The 20,731-nt window shown below is 60.9% G+C and carries 15 protein-coding genes and 1 pseudogene; 6 read left to right on the forward strand and 10 right to left on the reverse strand.

Going from position 1 to position 20,731, the window contains the following annotated elements; genetic code table 11:
* Positions 1 to 7: 7 nt before the first annotated feature.
* The 7 genes and pseudogenes from AB5K84_RS15820 to AB5K84_RS15850 all read right to left on the reverse strand — a co-directional run bounded on the left by AB5K84_RS15820 (position 8) and on the right by AB5K84_RS15850 (position 7,398).
* Entirely contained in the window at positions 8 to 1,024 is a 1,017-nt protein-coding gene (locus tag AB5K84_RS15820) for an autotransporter outer membrane beta-barrel domain-containing protein (protein ID WP_246790640.1), read from the reverse strand.
* Entirely contained in the window at positions 945 to 1,859 is a 915-nt protein-coding gene (locus AB5K84_RS15825; protein ID WP_246790639.1) for an autotransporter-associated beta strand repeat-containing protein, read from the reverse strand. The genes AB5K84_RS15820 and AB5K84_RS15825 overlap by 80 nt, the downstream gene beginning before the upstream one ends.
* A complete protein-coding gene (locus AB5K84_RS15830) occupies positions 1,856 to 3,436 on the reverse strand; it encodes a beta strand repeat-containing protein (protein WP_246790638.1) in 1,581 nt (526 codons plus the stop codon). Before AB5K84_RS15830 ends, AB5K84_RS15825 begins: the two co-directional genes overlap by 4 nt.
* 257 nt (positions 3,437 to 3,693) lie before the next feature.
* Positions 3,694 to 4,029 carry a hypothetical protein gene (locus AB5K84_RS15835; protein WP_110116727.1) on the reverse strand — a complete coding sequence of 112 codons (336 nt, stop codon included), beginning with the start codon at positions 4,027 to 4,029 and terminating at the stop codon, positions 3,694 to 3,696.
* Positions 4,030 to 4,140: 111 nt separating this feature from the next.
* Positions 4,141 to 4,958, reverse strand: a pseudogene (locus AB5K84_RS15840) (IS3 family transposase); the annotation flags it as partial.
* An 824-nt stretch (positions 4,959 to 5,782) separates the two neighbouring features.
* Entirely contained in the window at positions 5,783 to 6,976 is a 1,194-nt protein-coding gene (locus AB5K84_RS15845; protein WP_162603671.1) for a CaiB/BaiF CoA transferase family protein, read from the reverse strand.
* 119 nt (positions 6,977 to 7,095) lie between these two features.
* Entirely contained in the window at positions 7,096 to 7,398 is a 303-nt protein-coding gene (locus AB5K84_RS15850) for a hypothetical protein (protein WP_110116725.1), read from the reverse strand.
* A 199-nt stretch (positions 7,399 to 7,597) separates the two neighbouring features.
* Between AB5K84_RS15850 and AB5K84_RS15855 the strand changes: the two genes are divergently transcribed.
* The gene (locus AB5K84_RS15855; protein WP_110116724.1) at positions 7,598 to 10,297 is read left to right on the forward strand and encodes a M10 family metallopeptidase C-terminal domain-containing protein; all 2,700 of its coding nucleotides are present in this window, start codon (positions 7,598 to 7,600) and stop codon (positions 10,295 to 10,297) included.
* An 856-nt stretch (positions 10,298 to 11,153) separates the two neighbouring features.
* Here AB5K84_RS15855 and AB5K84_RS15860 read toward each other — a convergent pair.
* The 3 genes from AB5K84_RS15860 to AB5K84_RS15870 are packed head-to-tail and all read right to left on the reverse strand — an operon-like array spanning position 11,154 to position 14,280.
* Positions 11,154 to 11,978 (reverse strand): glycosyltransferase family 2 protein, encoded by an 825-nt coding sequence (locus AB5K84_RS15860; protein WP_162603670.1) that lies wholly within the window; start codon positions 11,976 to 11,978, stop codon positions 11,154 to 11,156.
* Positions 11,979 to 11,985: 7 nt separating this feature from the next.
* Positions 11,986 to 13,317, reverse strand: coding sequence for an O-antigen ligase family protein (locus AB5K84_RS15865; protein WP_162603669.1), 1,332 nt, complete (start codon positions 13,315 to 13,317; stop codon positions 11,986 to 11,988).
* 24 nt (positions 13,318 to 13,341) lie between these two features.
* Complete coding sequence (locus AB5K84_RS15870) at positions 13,342 to 14,280, reverse strand: glycosyltransferase (RefSeq protein ID WP_110116721.1); 939 nt, start codon at positions 14,278 to 14,280, stop codon at positions 13,342 to 13,344.
* Positions 14,281 to 15,020: 740 nt separating this feature from the next.
* Here AB5K84_RS15870 and AB5K84_RS15875 point away from each other — a divergent pair.
* The 5 genes from AB5K84_RS15875 (at position 15,021) to AB5K84_RS15895 (ending at position 20,715) form a co-directional block, all read left to right on the forward strand.
* Positions 15,021 to 15,935 carry an FkbM family methyltransferase gene (locus tag AB5K84_RS15875; RefSeq protein ID WP_162603668.1) on the forward strand — a complete coding sequence of 305 codons (915 nt, stop codon included), beginning with the start codon at positions 15,021 to 15,023 and terminating at the stop codon, positions 15,933 to 15,935.
* Positions 15,916 to 17,424, forward strand: a complete 1,509-nt coding sequence (locus AB5K84_RS15880; RefSeq protein WP_110116719.1) for an oligosaccharide flippase family protein — start codon at positions 15,916 to 15,918, stop codon at positions 17,422 to 17,424. The genes AB5K84_RS15875 and AB5K84_RS15880 overlap by 20 nt, the downstream gene beginning before the upstream one ends.
* Before the next feature lie 2 nt (positions 17,425 to 17,426).
* Positions 17,427 to 18,140 carry an FkbM family methyltransferase gene (locus AB5K84_RS15885; RefSeq protein ID WP_162603667.1) on the forward strand — a complete coding sequence of 238 codons (714 nt, stop codon included), beginning with the start codon at positions 17,427 to 17,429 and terminating at the stop codon, positions 18,138 to 18,140.
* A 91-nt stretch (positions 18,141 to 18,231) separates the two neighbouring features.
* Positions 18,232 to 20,130 carry an asparagine synthase (glutamine-hydrolyzing) gene (gene asnB, locus AB5K84_RS15890; RefSeq protein ID WP_246790637.1) on the forward strand — a complete coding sequence of 633 codons (1,899 nt, stop codon included), beginning with the start codon at positions 18,232 to 18,234 and terminating at the stop codon, positions 20,128 to 20,130.
* 306 nt (positions 20,131 to 20,436) lie between these two features.
* Entirely contained in the window at positions 20,437 to 20,715 is a 279-nt protein-coding gene (locus AB5K84_RS15895) for a glycosyltransferase (protein WP_246790636.1), read from the forward strand.
* Positions 20,716 to 20,731: the final 16 nt, after the last annotated feature.

Below are 20,731 nucleotides of genomic sequence, written 5' to 3' on the forward strand. Positions count from 1 at the left end.
CGTCAGCTCACCAGGCGTACTTGAACACGCCCCTGCCGGAATAGCTGGTGACGTTGCCTGAGAACTCGCCGTCGAAGGTGGCGGCGATCGAGAAGCCGCTCAGCCATTTCATCTCGGCGCTGCCGCTCACGAGCGCGGACTCGGCATCGACCTTGGCGCCGTTGACGACGAAGCTGGTGCCCGGCAAGGTCTGGAACAGCGCGGTGACGGCGCGGCTCGGATTGTAGTCGTGCGCCCAGGCGGCGCGGCCACGCAGCGTCAGCACGCCGTTCTGCATGGCGTAGGACTTGTCGGTACGCAGGCCGAGCTCGGAGCGGGTATCGGTCAGCGATTGTGAAGCGTAGTTCAGGGCGAACAGCCCGCCGTTGAGGCTGACTTCTGAGTAATTGGGAAGATTGAAATTCGTCACCTGCGCCGCAGCGTAGGGCGTGATGCCGATCAGCGGCGTCGTGAAACGATAGCCGCCCTCGAAGCGCGCCGAGAACGTGTCGGCCTTGAAACGGCCCTGGAGCTGGTCGAAGCCGCCGGGCGTCACGGTGCGGTGGGTCGTGACGTCGTGCCAGCCATAGGAGAGCGCAGCCGAGACGTAGGTCGGTCCGAAATTGTGTCGGCCATAGACGCCGGCCTGGAACAGGTCGGCCGAGCCCGAACCCATCGCATTGGCGAGCGAGTAATTCAGTCCGCCGCCGCCGAGCGCAAAGCCGACCAGCGTGTCCGCCGAGATCCTGTAGTCTGCGCCGGCCGCGCCGCCCCAGGCCCGCGCCGTCAGATCCTGCGAGCCGACCAGTGCGTTGCCGCCGACCTCGGCCGAACCGCCATAGCCGGCCGCCCAGACGCTCCAGCGGCTGCTTGGCTGCGAGGAAAAAAGCGGCGCCTTGGTCGCCATCGCGTAAGCCTCGCGCTCGCGCGCGGTGGCCGGCCGCATCGCGGCGTAGGCGGCTGCCTCATCGCTTTCGGCGAACTGTGCGACGCTGCCCGCCTTGGCGAAGCCGCCGCTGCGTCCGACGACGGTCGGGTCGAGCATCAGGTTGAGGAACTGGCCGTCGGCATTGATCGCCGACTGGATGATACCGGTGCCGAGCTCGCCCGAGGCGGTGGTCAGCCCCGCTGGCGACAGTGTCGCGAAGGCCGAGGGAAATACCGCCGGTGGTGTTGAAGAAGTTGGTCAGTGTGTTCGCGACGTTCTGTTGGTTGATGTTGAGCCCGCCACCTTGCGCGAAATTGACGTTGCCGTTGAGGAACACGTTATTGAGGTCGTAGCTCAGCGTCGCGTTGAGCGTCGGCGTGTTGGAGGCGACGTTCGGGTTGAAGGTGCTGCCGGCCAGGGTGCCGGCCGCGGTCAGGATCGTATACTGTTTCTTGATCGTACCCGATGTGAAGTTGACGCTCACCGCCGCGCCGCCGAGACCGGCTGCGCCCGTGACCCGAGTGAGGCTCGCATTGGCCGAGGAGACCTGCACCAGATAGGTCGAGGCGGCGGTAAAGGTCAGCGATCCGCCGATCGTCATCGGGCCGAACGGGTTCGTCGTGCTGCCGGGCGCCAGCGTACCGCCGTTGACCGCGACGCCCGCGATCGTGCCGGTGCCGGCGAGCGTGCCGCCGGCATTGACGGTGGTCGGGCTGTTCAGGATCGAGCCGTCCACCACCAGCGTGCCGCCATTCACATTGGTGGCGCCCGTATAGGTGTTGGCGCCCGTGAGCCTCTGCGTGCCGCCCGTCAGTGTAAGGCCGCCCCCCGCGCCGGCATCATCGATCACACCCGCGAAGGTGCCGTTGCCGTTCGTGATCGTCAGCGTGTTGGCGCCGAGATTGACGTTGCCCGAGCCCGACAGCGATTTGATCGAGGTGCCAATGCTCAAGCCCGTGATGTCCAAGATGCCATTGGCAATGACATTGCTCGAGGTCGCGATGCTGCCGTCGGTCCCCCCCCCGAGTTGACGAGGTCCAGCTCCCCAAGGGCTTGGATAGTGGTCGCTCCGGTATAGGTGTTGACGCCCCCGAGAGCCTGAACGGCACCGGCCGAGATGACAATGCCGCCGCCGCTACCACCGGCAATGCCGCCGTCTCGGATCACGCCGCCGAAGACGCTGCCGGACGTGATCGTCAGCGTCTTCGATCCCAACGCGACGATGCCGCTGCCAGCGGGCGAACCAAGGCCGCGGACGGATGTGCCGGAGGTGGTCTGCGATACGTCGAGCGTGGCGTTCGCCGCGCTGAACGAGACGAACGCCGAATTCGCGATCGAGCCGGCGCCTTTCATCGCCAAAGTGGCTCCGGCATCGATCTGCGTGGCATTCGAATAAGTATTCACTCCGGAGAGCGTCTGTGTGCCGCCGAACACCTCGATCCCGCCAGTGCCCTGGATCACGCCGGCAAACTCGGTCGAGCCATTGGTGATCACCAGCCCGTTGCCACCCATGTTGACGACGCCAGAAGCGCTGCCGGCCAGCGTCGTGATTGCGTTGAACGGAACGGCGGAGGCCGAGATGTCGAACGTCGCGTCCACCGTGACGACGCTGGATGACGAAATACTGCCAAAGCCCGAGATTGCCAGTGTTCCGGCCGAGATCGTCGTCGCGCCCGTGTAGGTGTTGGTGCCGGCCAGCGTCAGCGTACCCGTGCCGACCTTGGTCAGGCCGCCGGTGCCGGAGATGATGCCGTCGACCTGGGTCGAGGTGTTGAGACTGCCGGTGCTGAGTGTGTTGGCGCCGAGAACATAATTGCCGGCGCCTTCGATCGATCCGGCCGTCATTCCGCCGCTAGTCAGGCCTGAGATATCGACGGTGCCGCCGGCATTGGCGATGAATCTGGCGCTGCCGCCGGTGGCCGCGCCGGTGAAGTTCGTCGTTGCGCCGTTGTTAGTGGTGATCGTGGCGCTGCCGGCAGAGGCCGAATTCCCGAACGTGACGACGCCGTTGTTGATGAGCCTTGCCGTTCCGGCCGTGCTGATCTGGATGAAATTGACGTTGCCGCCGACGTCGTTCGTGATGATCACGATTCCGGCGCCGCCGCTCGCGGTGCTGCTGTTCTGGAACACCAGATTGTTGCCGGAGGTGACCTCGAAGTTCTGGGTATTGACCGTGTCGTTGTTGATGATGCCCGTTCCGTTGACGATGAACGGATTGCCGATCGTGAACGTATAGGCCTGCGAGGTGTTCGCGAACTGGATCGTGCCGATGCTGACGGCGCCGTTGTTGTTGTCGACCGCCGTGCTGCCGGGGTTGGCGAAGGTCGCGGTCCCGTTCGGCACGCTCGGGTTGGACGACCAGTTGGTCGGGGCGGTCCAGTCCGAGGAGCCGCCGGTCCAGGTGCCGTCCACGGCATGCGCGGTGACGCCGCCGAGCGCGGTGGTGGCGAGGAGCGTCGCCAGGGAATGGCGCACGATGGATCTCAGCCCGTACCCGATCCGCCCACCTGCCTTTGTCGGTCCGGCCATCTCAATCTTCTCAAATTAGCAAAGAAATCATCGCGAATATGCAACCGGGGCGCGTACTGGCGTCCGTTCCCATGGCGCCGCAACGGCCTGCAATGAATGGCGATCCATTTGCGCCGAGTTCTCGCCCGTCCCGCGTCCCACGTAGAAAGTGACAATAGCGGTTCGCCGTAAGGCCTATATGAGCAAAGATCCCGAGGGGCTTGGATGCACTCTTCAACAGCGCAAGCCCATCTGGACGGAAGTAGTCTATCGCAGAACTAAGATTGTGGGCGCGCTTGGATGTATTCTCCGCGGCCATAACCACCCGGCGCGTCTACAGCTCGCGAGATTTCTCGGTAACCAGTGGCTTCATCAATGAGAGACGTCGTGCCTGAGCGTTGGAGGTGCTCGGCGATAATTCCGGCGCGGTGAGCAATGTTACGCTGGGCGACCTTTAAGACTCCGGCCCGTTGGGCGCGCGCAAAGACGGCGCAAACCTCCGGGAGGAAATTCGCCGCGTAGCGGACCGCCTTCACGCCCTGATCGGTGCGGAATTCTATTTGATTGGCCAGCACGACCAAAGCTTCACCGATAAAAGGCTCGAGATTTTGCATTGTTCGGTGACTATATCAACCGAGGCATGCTCAGGTAGCTGCAACCGTGCGCGCCGGTACCGCAAGTCTATGGAAGGTCGAGCCGATTTCGGAGGAAGTTGTTCCATGGACCTTGCCGTGACGGGCTAACGCATCCTCCAGCGTCTCGACGCAGAAGGCGGCTTCCATGGTGATCGACAGCCGCCACGACAGAACCCGGCGGGTCGCCCAATCGAGCACGACAGCAAGGTAGACGAAACCGCGCTCCATGGGGATGTAGGTGATATCCATCGCCCAGACTTGGTTCGGCCGCGTGATCGCCATGCCGCGCAGCAGGTACGGATGGATCTTGTGGCCGGGCTCGGGTTTGGTGGTGCGGGGACGGCGATAGAGAGCCTCTATCCCCATCCGCCGCGTGAGCGTTTTGACATGCCGGCGGCCGATCTTGCACCCCTCGGCAGCCAGCAGGCCTCTCAACATCCGCGAACCGGCGAAGGGAAACTCCAGATGCAGCTGGTCGAGACGGCGCATGATCGCGAGATCGGCGGCCGGCACCGACCGCGGCAGGTAATAAACGCTGCTCCGGCTGATCTGCAAAACTTCCGCTTGCCTGGTGATCGACAGATCGTGCTCACGGTCGATCATCGCTTTGCGCTCAGCAATCCCGCCTTGGTGAGCGCGCCTTCTAAAAAATCGTTCTCCAGCGTCAGCTCTCCGATTTTGGCGTGGAGCGACTTCACATCGACCGCGGGCATCGCCAGCACGCCGCCTCCCGGTCCGAAAACCTCCGAAGCGCTGCCCTCAAGCTGTGACTTCCAAGCCGTGATCTGATTGGGGTGAACGTCGAAATGCTCGGCCAGCTGGACTATCGTCCGATCACCCTTGAGGGCCGCCAGTGCCACCTTCGCCTTGAAGGCCGGTGTGTGGTTCCGGCGCGGTCGTCTGCTCATGGTCTCTCCTGTTCACGGCGATTATCGCCGCCTTCAGGCAGAAACTCCACTTAGCGACCTGTTCAAATTTGCGGAGCCGGCTCTATTAGAGCTGTCCGAGCGACTACCACGAAGGATAGGTCGGCGAGAAACGCGATCGATAGCGCAAGCAGAGGCAGAGCTAAGTGAAGTTTGCGAGCCTTAATCAGCTCTAAGATCGGCCAAGCAAGCACTACGGCGCACAGGGCAAACGATTGGCTTTGATCAATATAGTTCTTTACGGGAACTCCAGGCCGCAAATTTGCAGTCGGAGTGAGATTTGGCACGAAAACTGTGACCCAGGACAGGATCAAGAGGGCGGTACAGGATCCGAGGAATGCCCAAAGTACCCAAACCGGACGCGACGACTTATGGAGGAATATAGTAAGAAAGGCATCATAAGGAACTTTAGTGCGGGATTTACACCCGGCAGGCGAGCGGCCACAGAGACGTCGGTCGCCCACAAAGTGCCTAACAAAGCAAGCGCCTGCTTCTGGAGTGGCGTACCAAATTTATAAGTTCTTCAACGCGTATCCTCGGACATACACTAAGAACCAAGAGAGCGCTGAAGATAGAGGTGATGGTTGTGGACCATGGCAGCGACGCGACCGTGACCACAGCAAGAAGATCGCTTATGGCTGTCGAGTTCGGTAGCGTCAGATCGCGCCGGAAATGTCGGGCCCAGCCACACTGCTTCCTCTCTACGGTAGATGAGCTAAGCTGGTTTTTCATAGTCCCTCAATCAGTATGCACTGGCGCGCTTTTCCGAACGCGCACCATGATCGCAGCTCAATGACTTGAGTAAATCAGACGATGCCAGCTTCTCTCAAGCTTGCGATCTCGTAGGACTCGAAGCCGAACTCTTTCAGCACCTCGTCGGTTTGCTCGCCGAATTCCGGCGGCCGCGCCACCATCCTGCTCGGCGTGCGTGACAGCGTCACGGGCTGGCCGACCAGGCGGATATGGCGGCCCTCCTCGTTCGGCACATCCTGGGCGATGCCAAGATGCTTGACCTGGGCGTCATCGAACATCTGGTCGATGGCGTAGATCGGCCCGCAGGGCACCCCGGCCTCGTTGAGCTCGCGGACCCAGGTTTCGGTCGATTTCGTCACGGTGCGCTTCTCGATCTCGGCATTGAGTGCGTCGCGGTTCTTGGAGCGGGCAGGGGCGGTCGCATAGTCGGGATGGGCATAGAGCTCCGGTGCGCTGATCGCCTGCGCACAGCGCTCCCAGATCCGTCCGCCGGTGGTGGCGATGTTGATGTAGCCGTCAGAGGTCTTGAACACGCCGGTCGGGATGCTGGTCGGATGGTTGTTGCCGGCCTGCTTGGCGACCTCTTTCTCCATCAGCCAGCGCGCGGCCTGGAAGTCGAGCATGAAGATCTGTGCCTGGAGCAGCGAGGTCTGCACCCACTGGCCCTTGCCCGAGACCTCGCGCTCGAGCAGCGCGGTGAGGATGCCCATGGCGCAGAACAGGCCGGCCGTCAGGTCGGCGACGGGAATGCCGACGCGCATCGGGCCTTCGCCCGGCGCTCCGGTGATCGACATCAGCCCGCCCATGCCTTGCGCGATCTGATCGAAGCCGGGCCGCTTGTGGTAGGGGCCATCCTGGCCGAAGCCGGAGATGCTGCCATAGACGATGCGCGGGTTGATCTTGGCGAGGCTGTCGTAGTCGATGCCGAGCTTCTTCTTCACATCGGGCCGGAAATTCTCGACCACGACGTCGGCCTTGACTGCGAGGCGCTTGAACACGGCGAGCCCGCGCTCGTCCTTCAGGTTCAGCGTCATGGCCCGCTTGTTGCGATGCAAATTCTGAAAGTCGGAGCCTCGCCGGGGGCCGCCCGGCTGCTCGCCGCCGGCGTCTTCGGTCAGTGCATCGATCTTGATGACATTCGCCCCCCAGTCCGCCAGCTGCCTCACGCAGGTCGGCCCGGATCGGACGCGGGTCAGATCGAGCACGGTAAAGCGCGACAGGGCTTCCGAGGCATGCGGAAAGGGCATCTTGCAGGGCTCCAGGACAGATTGCGGGCCTACCATAGTGCCGAAAGACCACGCGACAAGCCCGGCCCGGCGCCGGTCCCGCCTGCCGAAATGCCATGCCTGATGCGGTACCTGCGAGATCAGCGCGGCAGGCGCTTCAACCCGGCCCGCGCCTGCTCGGCCAGGGGATCATCGCCGTGACGCGCAATGAAGAGCTCGAGCGCCTCCCGAGTTCCCTTGCGGCGTGCAGCTTCGTATTCCTCCGCCACCGCAACGGCGGGATCGCGAGCCATCGGCATGGAGGGCGCGCGCCCCGCCTTGCCGTTGTCGTCCGCCTTGGCCTTCTCCACCATGACAGGCAGTCCTCCGAGGGGTTGCAGGGGCAGTCCGGCAAGCGCGATCAGCGCGCCAAACAGGCCGGCCGGGAGTGAATGTCGTTTCATGAAGACCCTACAAATGAGGGGTGTTCCGGGAACGAAACCCCACGTTCGTCTTCCGTATGACTACGGAATCTGATGGCTAATACAGCCTTATGGAAGCGCCGCGAACGCCGCTGCCCCATTTAAACCAAACGTTTAACTCTCTAGCTAGAATTATGTGCCCCCGCGGCGAATCACACGACGCGTTGCTTTGGAGATTCAATTGGCTACCGCTGTGAATGTCAGTGCCACCAACAACGCCGAGATCGACGGCCTGCTGTCGGGCTACAAATGGTCCGGTACGATCACCTACAGCTTTCCCGACGCACCGAACGACTACGCCAATCCCTACAGCGGCGGCGACAGCGAGCCGACCACTTCGGGCTTTGCCTCGGCGCCCACCCAGATCCAGGCGGCGATCAATTACGCGATCGGTCTGATCCTCAGCTACACCAACGCCAATATCCAGTACGCGGGCACGAACGGCGCTGACATCATGATCGCGCAGTCGCCGGCGGCCAATCCGACCGCCTATGCCTACTATCCCGGCAACTACGCGCCCGGCGGCGACGTCTGGTTCGGCACTCAGTACAATTTCTCGCTGGCCAAGCTCGGGAATTATTACTTCACGACAGCATTGCACGAGCTCGGCCATGCCGTCGGCCTCAAGCACAGCCAGGAGGCCGGTGGCCCCGCCAATGTCGCGGTGCCGAGCGCGCATGACGACAGCGAATACACCGTCATGAGCTACCGCAGCTATGTGGGCGCGTCGACCACGGGCGGGTACACCAACGAAGCGTACGGATATCCTCAGACCTACATGGCCAACGATATCCTCGCGCTGCAGACGATGTACGGCGCGGACTACACGACCCAAAGCGGCAACACCGTCTACACCTGGAATCCGACCACCGGCCAGGAGTTCATCAACGGTGTTGGGCAGCTCGCGCCGGGCGGCGGCCTCGGCGGCTCGGCCAACCGCATCTACGAGACGGTCTGGGACGGCGGCGGCGTCGATACCTACGACCTGTCGAACTACACAACCAACCTCAGCATCAACCTCAATCCCGGCGCCTCGTCGGTGTTCTCCTCGGTGCAGCTGGCGTATCTCGGCGACGGCCATTACGCGTCGGGCAACGTCTACAACGCCTATCTCTATAGCGGCGACGCCCGCTCCTACATAGACAACGCCATCGGCGGATCCGGCAACGACACCATCGTCGGCAACGCCATCGCCAACGTGCTCAACGGCGGATCCGGCAACGACATGCTGGCCGGCGCTGGCGGTAACGACACCATCGCGGGCGGCGCGGGGACCGATACGGCGGTCTATTCGGGCAACATGGCGAACTACGCGATTGCGTACAACGCGGCCACCCAGACCTTCATCGTTGTCGACCAGCGCGCGGGCGCGCCGGACGGCACCGACACCTTGACCGGGATCGAGAACTTCCAGTTTGCCGATACCACGGCCCCGAGCGCCGCGCTCGTGAGCCCGCCGGTCTCCATCGAAGCCGTGGGGGCGACGAGCCTCGTCCAGGTCGGCAGCAATTTCTACATGAACCCGGCGGCCGGCTTCGGACCTACGCTGAAATACGTCGGCTCGCCGGTGGTGGCCGGCCAGTTCGGCGCCTGGACGCCGATCGCCGCGGAGCAGACCTCGAGCGGTTACGAGGTGGCGTGGAAGTACTCGGGCAGCGATCAGTTCGCGATCTGGACGACCGACAGCAGCGGCAACTTCGCCACCAGCACCGGTCAGGTGTCAGACACCAGCGCCACGCTGGAGCAAGCCGAGAGCCGCTTCCACCAGGACCTCAACGGCGATGGCGTCATCGGCATGCCCACGACCAGCATCGAAGCGTTCGGCAGCACGAGCCTGGTGCAGAGCGGCAGCAATTTCTACATGAATCCTGTAGCCGACGGCTTCGGACCTGCGCTGAAATACGTCGGCTCGCCGGTGGTGGCCAGTCAGTTCGGCGCCTGGACGCCGATCGCCGCGGAGCAGACCTCGAGCGGTTACGAGGTGGCGTGGAAGTACTCGGGCAGCGATCAGTTCGCGATCTGGACGACCGACAGCAGCGGCAACTTCGCCACCAGCACCGGTCAGGTGTCAGACACCAGCGCCACGCTGGAGCAAGCCGAGAGCCGCTTCCACCAGGACCTCAACGGCGATGGCGTCATCGGCATGCCCACGACCAGCATCGAAGCGTTCGGCAGCACGAGCCTGGTGCAGAGCGGCAGCAATTTCTACATGAATCCTGTAGCCGACGGCTTCGGACCTGCGCTGAAATACGTCGGCTCGCCGGTGGTGGCCGGCCAGTTCGGCGCCTGGACGCCGATCGCCGCGGAGCAGACCTCGAGCGGTTACGAGGTGGCGTGGAAGTACTCGGGCAGCGATCAGTTCGCGATCTGGACGACCGACAGCAGCGGCAACTTCGCCACCAGCACCGGTCAGGTGTCAGACACCAGCGCCACGCTGGAGCAAGCCGAGAGCCGCTTCCACCAGGACCTCAACGGCGATGGCGTCATCGGCATGCCCACGACCAGCATCGAAGCGTTCGGCAGCACGAGCCTGGTGCAGAGCGGCAGCAATTTCTACATGAATCCTGTAGCCGACGGCTTCGGACCTGCGCTGAAATACGTCGGCTCGCCGGTGGTGGCCAGTCAGTTCGGCGCCTGGACGCCGATCGCCGCGGAGCAGACCTCGAGCGGTTACGAGGTGGCGTGGAAGTACTCGGGCAGCGATCAGTTCGCGATCTGGACGACCGACAGCAGCGGCAACTTCGCCACCAGCACCGGTCAGGTGTCAGGTACCAGCGCCACGCTGCTGCTGGCGGAGGCCCGGTTTCATCAGGATCTCAATGCCGACGGGACGATCGGGCCGGTTGCGTCTCACGCAATCGACTGGCATCTCCATGTTTGAACACTGAGCCCCATCGCATGGGACAGCAGCGACTGCCGCGATACGGTGGAAGAGTGGCTGCGGCGGGTCATTCGGCCCTGAACCCTCTGTTTCCCAAAGGCGAGGGACGGCTAGCCAACCCGGTGATATTCAGCGCCTCGCAGTTCGCTTTCGTGTCGGCACGGTCGTCGACGTTCACATAAGCTGCGTGAAGCAACGATGCCCGGTCGCCAGGTGTTTGCGGAAACCGGGGCCGATCCCAGACCGCAGCAGGCACTCAATGAAAGTCGTCATTCTCGCGGGAGGTCTCGCACCCGAATCTCCGAAGAGACCGACGCGACGCAAGCCCATGGTCGAGATCGGCGGCATGTCCGACGTGACCCTCCATCTTGCCGGGAACCGGATGGAGGTCAACCGCGAAACCACCGAGCCCTGGCGGGGTCACGCTGGTCGATACCGGCGACAACACCCAGACCGGCGGCAAGCCGAAGCGGCTATGTGGCGGATGTCCCGTTTTTTGCGTTGATCTATGGCGACGACGTCGCCGACATCGATCTCGGCGCCGAGACCGCCTTTCACAAGGCGCACGGGCGCCGGGCACCGTCTCGGTGGTGCGGCCGGCCAAGCGGTTCGCGGCGATCGCGATCGAGGGCGATCGTGTCGTCAATTTCGAGAGAAGCCAGGCGACGACGGCGGCTGGATCAACGGGGGATTCTTCTTGCTGTCGCCGTCGGTCGGTGACCAGCGGGCGACAGCATGATCTGGGAACGCGACCCCACCTAAAACGCAATGAGATTCGATGAATCGTCATCGCGCTTTAGGTTATTGTTTGCAAGATCTTTTCGGAAAACCGCTGCGTACTTTTCCGGATCATGCTTTAATTCCGGCCAGCGCGCCGCCATAAGCCGCGCATGACGTATCCGATATCGCGGTGGGCAAGCATCAGGGCGAGGCGGCGCAATTGGGAGTAGGCGACGCTCAAGCCTGATGGTGCGCGTCCACCGCGAATTGCCATGTTCTCCTTCGCAAAACGTTCGGTGAGGACACTCGTTTTCGATTGACCATGATACCGGAGGCAGCCCCAATGCTCCCGAACGTGGACCGCGCGTCCAGACTTGAGGAGGCGCATGAACCAATCATAGTCGAACGAGCAATTGTACTGCTCATCGAGAAATCCAACGCGCTCATGCAGGGCGCGGCGCCAGAATGCCGCCTGGTTCGCGAGCACCATGCCCTCTGCGAATAGGCTTCCGTAGGTTGGCTTGACATATCTGACATCACGGATCGGCGTGCCAGCTTCATCGACGAGGACGATATCGGCCAGAACGATGTCGGCATCGGGAAAGCGTCGAGTGGCGACGGCAAAGGATTCGAAAGCTCCGGGCAAATAGAAATCGTCGGAATTTTGCCAGCCTACCCAGTCGCCGGTAGCGCGCTCGAACCCCTTGTTGAGAGCGTGCACTTGGCCGCGATCTTTCTCGCTAACCCAAAATGTTAAGCGGTCACTGTAGCTTTCGAGGATCTCGCGGGATCCATCTGTGGAGCCGCCGTCGATGACGATGTATTCGAGCCCAGGATATTTCTGGTCAAGAACGCTGTCGAGCGTCTGCTGCAGGAAAGGTGCTTGATTGAAGGACGGCGTGACGATCGACAGGGTCGGGAAGGAGGCGGTCGTCCCGTGGAAAGCTTGGTCATTCCTCATAATCATCTCACCGAGAGTTTTCAGAATTTGGAATAGGCCTGCCGCGCAGGTGCGGATGCTCGGATCGCGTGACCAGTGATGCTGAAAAGCCCAGCAAGAGACTAGCTGTCGACGACAAAAGAATCCGTCCATAGAATTGATCGAGAATTATGAAGAATGAGAGCAATGCGAGCACAACAATCACTGGGCGACTTTTGCAAGGGAGACGATTAATCGTCAAGCCGATTAACGAGAATATCGCTGTGGCGAGCAATAGTGCGTACGCGATGCCCCCAACAGCGCCCATCTCGACGAAGGCTTGTAAAATCGTGCTATGCGGAAAGCTGCCTGGGCAAGTGTGGGCGGCGAAGTTTTCGAGCCCGATTCCGAATACTGGCGTTTCTTGAAAAAGTAAGAAGCCTTGTTGAAGCAGCCAAATCCGAATCGGCGTCGAATCAACCATTTTATTGAGTTGATCACACTCCGCCCGCGAGTCTCGTCCCAAGCCCGGAACTCCCAAGCCCGGAACTCCGAAGTCCGGAACGCCAGCGCCCGCCGGCGGTTCTAGCGGCAGATAGGTGCGCACCATGAAGTCGCGGGCAACGTGGTTCAATATCAGTGCGAGCGTGGCTCCGACAAGTATGGCGGCGAAAACGACAATGCGCCCGCGGCGTCCATCGCGAGTGGGAGCCAGTACCATTAGCAAGGCAGTCGCGATGTCCGCGATAACGACGCCGCGCGCCCCGAGTACCACGAGATCAGCGGTGACCAGCGCGGCGATCATCGGCCTCGCATAGGTTGCGAGCGAATATTTTGCGGACGCGTCGCTGACTTGGATCACAACGGAGATGCCGAGCGCAACGGCCACGATTAGTACGCCATGGTTGAGGCCCAGCATGACCGGTCGTAAATTATCGCCCGCCGTCAACTGCAGCGAGAACTGCCACGTGAACACTGCTGCGCTTACTGTCAGCGCTATCGCTCCGAGGATCTTGAGAATGCGCGTTATGTCCTGCGCGGAAACGAGCCTTGCTGCAGCATAGGGGCCGACCCAGAACGTCACGAGGAGGGCCCAGTCGCGTAGGCCTGCATGGAGTGTGAAAACCTTGAGATGGACCGCAAGCAAGACGGAAACGAGGCAGAATGTAACGTCTATTGCTGTAATGCTCACCTGGCGACGGATGAGGTTCGGCAGAAGGAGAGCCAAAGGTATAAACCAAACAGCTACGGACCAGACAGTAAAATATGAGGATTCGTGGTTGATACCTAACAATTGTAATGAGAGAAAATACACTAGCGATGCGATCGGCAGGAGGCTCAACAAAGTGAGGCTGAGTGATCGAAGTAAAACGCCGCTCATCGTTCACAAGCTCTCTTCCGAAAGTTACCTTGGTCCTCGCATTGAGGTTTGCATCATCAGATTGACGCGGAAAAGCAGGCCGCGCAAAAGGTTTCTTGCTCTTCGATAGAATAGCGGATCTACGATGCTCGCGAGCTCGGCAAGCGATGCTTGATTGATTGCAACCTGGTCCGGCATCGGCGGCGACGATTCCGGTAACTCGTGATTTAGGCCTCGCCATAGCAATTTTGAACGTGACGTATGAGTTCCCGAGCTGTCGAGCCCATCATTCCGAACGAGGCTGATGGGAGGGTAGAGCACTAGCCCATCTCGGCGGAACACCGACCAGTACCATCGGATTGCCCAACTATCTATGCGGCCCGCTTCTTGCCTTTGTAGCATGTCGTAATAGCCGAATAGCCCACCAAGGTCGAAGCGCGATCTAAGTGCGTAGTTGGAGCGCAAGGCATCGGTATCTCGGGCATCGGGATCAAAATCGTGCCACGATCGTTCCCATGTAGCCCAGCCCCAAGACGTCGTGATTGGCAAAAACCGTGCTGTTGAGTTCGGCGATGCGTTGCTTCGCGCAAACGCAAATCCGGAGATCTGCATAACGCGTGGATCACCTGCAAAGGTATCAAGGCCGGTATTCATATAGTCAAGAAATGCAGGTGAGACGGTCAGGTCGTCTTCGACAACAATGACGCGGCCGTATTGTTCGCACAAGCGAGTGACACCGGCGATGATCGAGCGGGCGAGGCCCTGGTTCTCGGTCGAGATGACGAGGGTCTTTCGTGGATGGTCGAAGGCTTCGACGATGGCGCGCACATCCGCAACCGCCTGCTCGTCGCGCGTGTCGCGAGGGCCGTCGCAGAAAATATACAAATCAATGTTTTCTATTCCCCTGCAGCGAGCGAGCGATGCTAGCGTGGCTCTCGTCTTGTCAGGTCGGCGAAAAACGAAAAGTGCAATCGGAGCAGCCATTTTGGAGTTGTTCCGTTCTCCCGAATTCAGGACTTACCCATCCATACTTCGGCCGCTTGCGACCATGTGTCAAGAAGTGCGGGCTGTTGGAGAAGATTTAAATGAAGTTCGCAGCGATCTCTTGCTCTAGGTCGTGGCACTTGAAGTTGCAGTATGTAGTCTTCAATTGATGCGCGCACTTCACGTTGATCCCCTAGCCGTCGCGCCGCATGATGATCATGGATCCGCCGGCAGCCTTGGTGTGCCGCGGTCTCTCGAATACGTCGGCGCAGCCGGGCCTGACTGTGGTACCGAAGGTCCGTGATGAGTGCCGCGACAAGCGGGAACCGCGGGACGGGCCGCTTCTGATCGAGACTGCGAAGCGCGCCCCAACTCCAGGGCGTGTGCGCGAGATCGGCTCCTCCTCATCCGAGGGTCCTGCCTCCGTCGGCTGCAAGCCAGCTCGATCTGTGCGCTGCAACCGGGACTTTATCGATGGCCGAGGCCCTTGCCAAGGCTAGCTGAGCCGGAAAAAATCGCACTGAGGCTGGTCCAAGAACTCGGGGGACCAGCGCATCCTAGATTGGCCCCGACCTCGGCGGGACCTCCTGCGATCTCGGCAAGGAAGGTCCCCAACGATCCCATGAGGTCATCGATCAGGCGGACCGTTAGCGGCAATTATTCGCGGTAGACGATCCAAGCGAACCTCGTTATGACCCACACATAGACCTTGAGGGGCAGGTGGTGACTAGGAGTTGGTCGTGTCGCGAAGCCTGAGCGGAGAACTTGCCGAAGCTTTTGAGGCTGCAGTCGCCCGGCGGAATGCGTCACGGATACAGCGACTGGTCGCCGACCCCCTGCGCGCTGTGACGCCTGCTTTTCTACGGAGGCTCGGGCGCGTCAAGGAAGTTCCTGCCCAAACGTTCTGGGGCGAGACGATGCGGGTTGTGGTTCCCGAGCCGGTTTCGGCAATGATCTATCGCTTCGGTTATTACGATGAGAACGTTTGCCGTTTCTTGCTTGCAGCTCTGCACGAGGGCAACACGTTTGTGGACATTGGCGCTCACTTTGGTTTCTTTTCGAAACTTGCCGTGCGGCTCATTGGAGGGAGCGGGCATGTGGTCGCGTTCGAGCCCATGCCGCGGACACGCAGCCTGCTGAGCGCGAACCTTTCCGGCTCCATCGGAGCTGGTTGCGCAAGCGTCGTCGAGTACGCCGCTTTCGATGAGGAAAAAACGCTCGAGTTTCGCGACTACGGGGATGCGCATTCATCGTTCAACTCTGCATTCGTTGGACGCGGGCTCGAGCGAACCGGAATCCCTGTCGATGTTCGGGCACGCCGCTTCGACGATATCTGGAACGAGCTGGGACATCAACGCATCGACGTCATGAAGATCGATGCGGAGAGCGCCGAGCTGAGGGTCTTGATCGGTGCCGAACAATCGCTTGCGAAATACAAGCCTGTCGTCATCGCAGAATTCGGCGATTTCGACCTTCCAAACGTTCCCGCTTCGCGATCCATCGTTGAATGGCTGCTTCCCCGCGGTTACGTCGCGTTTGAGGCATCAAGAAGTGGCCCCAGGCCACACCAGACCCAGGTTAGGTATGGTTATACCAATCTGATGTTTGTGCCGCGCGACAAGCTGGGGCTTATCGATGCGCGCGACAGTCACTAGGCAGGCGATAGCCTCCCTGGCCGATGTTGCTATCCAGGGCGTCGCACTCGCATTTCTGTACGGGTACCTCCTGCGTGCTCTCGGCTCGGATCAGGTCGGTCTTTGGGCAGTCGTTTTCAGCATCGCCGCGATTGGACGCGGAGCCGATCTCGGGCTGTCGAGGGGATTGATACGTTACCTTCCATTGCAGACCGATGACCCTCGGCGATCCCCGGATCTGGTCGATTCCGCAGTCGTGGGGACTCTCGTTCTACTTGCGCCGTTGGGCCTCGTCTCGGCCGCAGCATTGTGGTTCTTGATCCCGTTATCCGTCCAAGGTTCCTTGCATGAAGCGCGGGCGCTGGTCCCATGGGCGCTGGTGCTGCTTGCGGTCATGACGATGGGGCAGGTTTATTTGAATGCGCTTACGGCGGTTTTTCGTACCGACCAGCGATCCTATGCAAACATCACCGCGACCCTGGTCATGCTCTCAGCAACCGTATCCCTTGTGCCGGTCTACGGACTTCTCGGTGTCGCATCGGCGCAGATCATCCAACACGTTGTTTCGATCGCAGTTTCTGCCTTGCATCTGAAGCGCAGCCTTCCGGGATTTCGCTTTGTGCCACGAAGAGCCGGGCGCAAGGACATGCGCCTGCTTTTCGCTTACGGATTGAAGTTGCATGTTGCAGGCCTTGCCATGTTGGTATTTGAGCCAGCTACCAGGATCATCTTGGCCAGGGTCGAAACGCTCGACGCCGTCGCCTACTACGATATGGCCTCTCGCTTGCTCCAGCAGGCGAGAAACCTGATCGTCATGGCAAATCAGGTCATGTCGCCCTACTTTGCCCGGCTTTCCGCGCTCTCTCGCGTAGAGCTTCTGGCTGCCTACCGCTCCGCCTTGTCCATGACGCTCTTCTTCTCGCTGCCGACGATGGCATTCCTTGTCGTGTCGGCTCCCCTGATCGCAATACTGTGGATAGGCAAGAGCAACGATTCTTTTGTCGTCTTCGTTGCGGTACTCAGCGTAGGTTGGACCATCAACATTTTGAGCGCGCCCTCCTACTTCCTGGCGACCGCCGCGGGATACCTGTCTCCCGTCATCGTTTCCCACCTGCTGATCTCCGTTGGCAGTTCCGTTCTTGCGTATGCATTCAGCCTGCTCGCGGGTGAGCGCGGAGTTGTTGTCGGCGTCACGTCCGGGCTCGTCGTCGGAAGCGTTTGGTGCATGCGAATGGTGCATGCCAAGAACCTTGGCGGGTCGGAACATCTGTGGCGGCCTTCGGATCTGCGCTTTGCAATTCTTTGCGTCGTTGCGCCGATAGCAAGCCTGACATTCTATTTCGCTATGCGCGCGTCGCTCGGCACATCGACAAGTGCGCTGGCGGGGTTGGCTGGCGGGACGCTCGTGATCGGATTGGCCGTCTTGACCAATCCCTCAACAAGGCTGATACGCGATAGTTTGCTGCCGTCGCTAAAGCGGCATGGCGGAACGAAGGCCGTTGACATATGAGCATGAAGCACCTCGCCACTGCATTTCTCGCCAAGTTTGATCTTCACATCGAACGCTTGTCCAAGCACCCGAAAGAAACGCTTCTCGGAATTTCGGGCGAAAACGTACGAAATGTGCTGGATATCGGAGCCAATACGGGACAGTTCGCGCGTGTGGCGCTCAACCGATTTCCCCGCGCGAAGATCTGGTGCTTCGAGCCGCTTCCCGCGGCATACAAGCTCTTGAAATGCATGGAACAGGACAGTGACGATCGCATGACCGCCCTGAACTTCGCGCTCGGGGCCAGGCCAGGTGTGGTGAACATGCACTTCCATAGCGAGCACTCGCCGTCGTCGTCACTGATGCCGACGACTGGGATGTGTGAGGAGCTCTTTCCCCAAACTCGTGCTCAGACCAACTTTCCCGTCGAAGTCAGGACGTTGGACGGCGTGTGCGCCGAATTCCCGACGCCACCGCTCGAAGATCTCGTGATCAAGATAGATGTTCAGGGTTATGAAGCCGAAGTCATTGCGGGAGGCAGGAAAACGATAGCGGCGGCGAAGGCGGTGATCGTCGAGATTTCCTTTGACGAGCTCTACAAGGGAGCTCCAACCTTTGAAGACCTGAGTAAACTTCTGGGTGAGACGGGACATCGTTTCGCCGGAGCCATAGAGCAATTCACTGCAGGGGACGGCCACGTCATCTTCATGGACGCACTGTTCAAGAAGCTCGGATAATCCTCGGCGACAGAAGGATGAGACACTGCCTTGGCGGCCAGCATTTCGTGATAGTCGTTGCCGTTTCGCGAAGCCGGCCGTATGACGCGACATGTCGGAAGGATACGCGTGTGATTGCGAGCCGCCTTTTGTCAGCGAAGGTCTTCTAGCCATGTGTGGGATTGCGGGTATCGTTGATTTCCGTGGCAACGCGATTGAGCAGGAGGCGATATCGCGCTTGACGAATCTCCTGGCCCATCGCGGCCCGAACGGCGCGGGGACCTGGTTCAGTGCCGATCGCGATGTCGCCATGGGGCATCGCCGGCTGGCGGTTATCGATCCGGGAGAGGGCGGCTACCAGCCGATGTTGTCGGCTGATCGTCGCCATGTGATCGTCTTCAATGGCGAAATCTACAATTTCCTCGAGCTTCGGCGCGAACTCGAGGAGCGGGGCGCGATCTTCCGCACTCAATCGGATACCGAGGTCATTCTTGCTGCGTGGCGGGAATGGCGGGAAGGGATGTTGTCGCGCTTCAACGGTATGTGGGCGCTGGCAATCTACGACACCGAAACAAGGGAACTGTTCCTCGCGCGCGACCGCTTCGGCATCAAGCCGCTGCTCTATGCGATGTCGCCGGAGCGCTTTGTTTTCGCATCGGAGCAGCGCGCTCTGGTGCGAAGCGGTCTGATCGGGACGTCGCTGGATGTCGACGTAGCGCGGCGGCTGTTGCTGGATGCCTTCGGAGTCGAAGGTAGCGAACGGACCCTCTGCCAGGACGCGCGCCGCTTGCAGAGCGGCCATTGCTTGTGGTTGCGTCACGGGCAGCTGGAGATCCGACGCTGGTGGCGCACCATCGATCACTTGCCGGAGGTGCCGAAAACCGAAGCCGAGCGCGTCGAACGTTTTCGCGAGTTGTTCCAGGATGCCGTCGCGCTGAGGATGCGCAGCGACGTGCCAATCGGGACCTGCTTGTCGGGAGGGTTCGATTCGTCAGCGGTGATTTGCACCATGGCTTCGCACGAAAAGGCCGGGATGGGACCGCGCGACAGTACGTCATGGCGCCACGCCTTCGTCGCAACATTTCCGGGCGCATCGAATGATGAGCGGCCAATGGCCGAGGAGGCGGCCGCGTGGGCGGAAGTCAACCCGACCTATCTCGAGATCGGTCGGGCGGACGCACTGACGGAGCTGGACCAGATCCTCGACGACAATGATGACGTCTATATCGGGCTCCCGAGTGCGATCTGGTTGATCTATCGTGAACTCAGACGTCAGAACGTGCCGGTGTCGATCGATGGCCACGGGGCCGATGAGTTGATGGGGGGCTATTTCCAGGGAGGGCAATACGGCGCTTTCTGGATTAGAAATGCCCTTGCGGGAATTTCCTCGAATTCAGCGTTGACCAGGCGCGGCGTCGATCTGTTGAGGGCGCTGATGATCAAGCGTCAGGGGCAGTATTTCCTGCGCGGCGGACTGCGCCAGGTTCCCGGCCAGCTCAGTCTTGTGGGCGATGACGACGTGCTGCCGCGCGATTGGGGCTCGTTCAATCGCCGCCTCTATCGAATGTTTCACGGCACCGTATTGCCGACAATTCTGCGAAACTACGATCGCCTCTCTATGGCCCATGGCATCGAGGTCCGGATGCCGTTCATGGACTGGCGCCTGGTGACCTACACGATGGCGTTGCCGGAGAGCAGCAAATCCTCCAGTGGTCTCACGAAAGTCATTGCGCGGCGGGCAATGGAAAACCAGATGCCGGAGTCCATCCGCATGGGACGCCGGAAGGTGGGGTTTAACTCGCCGATGCCGGAGTGGTTGAACGGGCCTCTTGCCGGCTGGACGGCCAGCCTGCTCGATCAGAACGTTCCGGCATTCGCCGAGTTGGTGGACGAGCCTGCATTGCGCCGGGCGGTCGGCCGCTTGACAACATCGAAGGCCTGGGATTGGGAATCGGTCGGACGGGTTTGGCCGTATCTGAACATGAAATGGATGCTGGCGAGGCGCACTTGACGAGCTACGTGGGCCCTTGGAGGCCGATCGACGTCGTCATCGTCGGCGGCTACTCGCGACACCATTCTGCGCGCGCTAGGACGTTGGAGCAAGTCGCGGCACTTTCCAATGCCTATGAAGTGGCGTTTCACCTGGATTCGTCGCGTCTGACCCGGTTGGCCGAATCCACACTCGGCCGCTTGCTCCCTGGCCTCGGGAAGCACAGGCGACCGCGGGCAGTTGCCATGATCGCCCGCCCGCCGGTATTCGGACGGCGCTTCTACGAGCTTCTCGGAGCTTCAAATTGCGCTCAACGGCGCGATTGACATGGCTGGAGCCGACCGCGGAAACATGCGGTGTTTCGAGGCGATGGGCTGCGGCGCCCTTCTGGTTTCGGACAATGGGAATTATCCGCCTGGCATGACTCCGGGCGTGACTATCGAGACCTATGGGTCAGCCGAGGTTGCGGCATCAACAATTTCGCAGGCCCTGATGAACTGGCCTCGGTCGGCTGAGATCGCAGCGCGCGGCCGGAACGAATTGAACCGCTTCTACACAAAGACGCGCCAATGGCGTGACTTCGTCAACCTGGTGGAACGCATATAGCCAGATGTCGGTACAA

The sequence above is a fragment of the Bradyrhizobium sp. 1200_D9_N1_1 genome, assembly GCF_052075915.1.
Lineage (GTDB): Bacteria > Pseudomonadota > Alphaproteobacteria > Rhizobiales > Xanthobacteraceae > Bradyrhizobium > Bradyrhizobium diazoefficiens.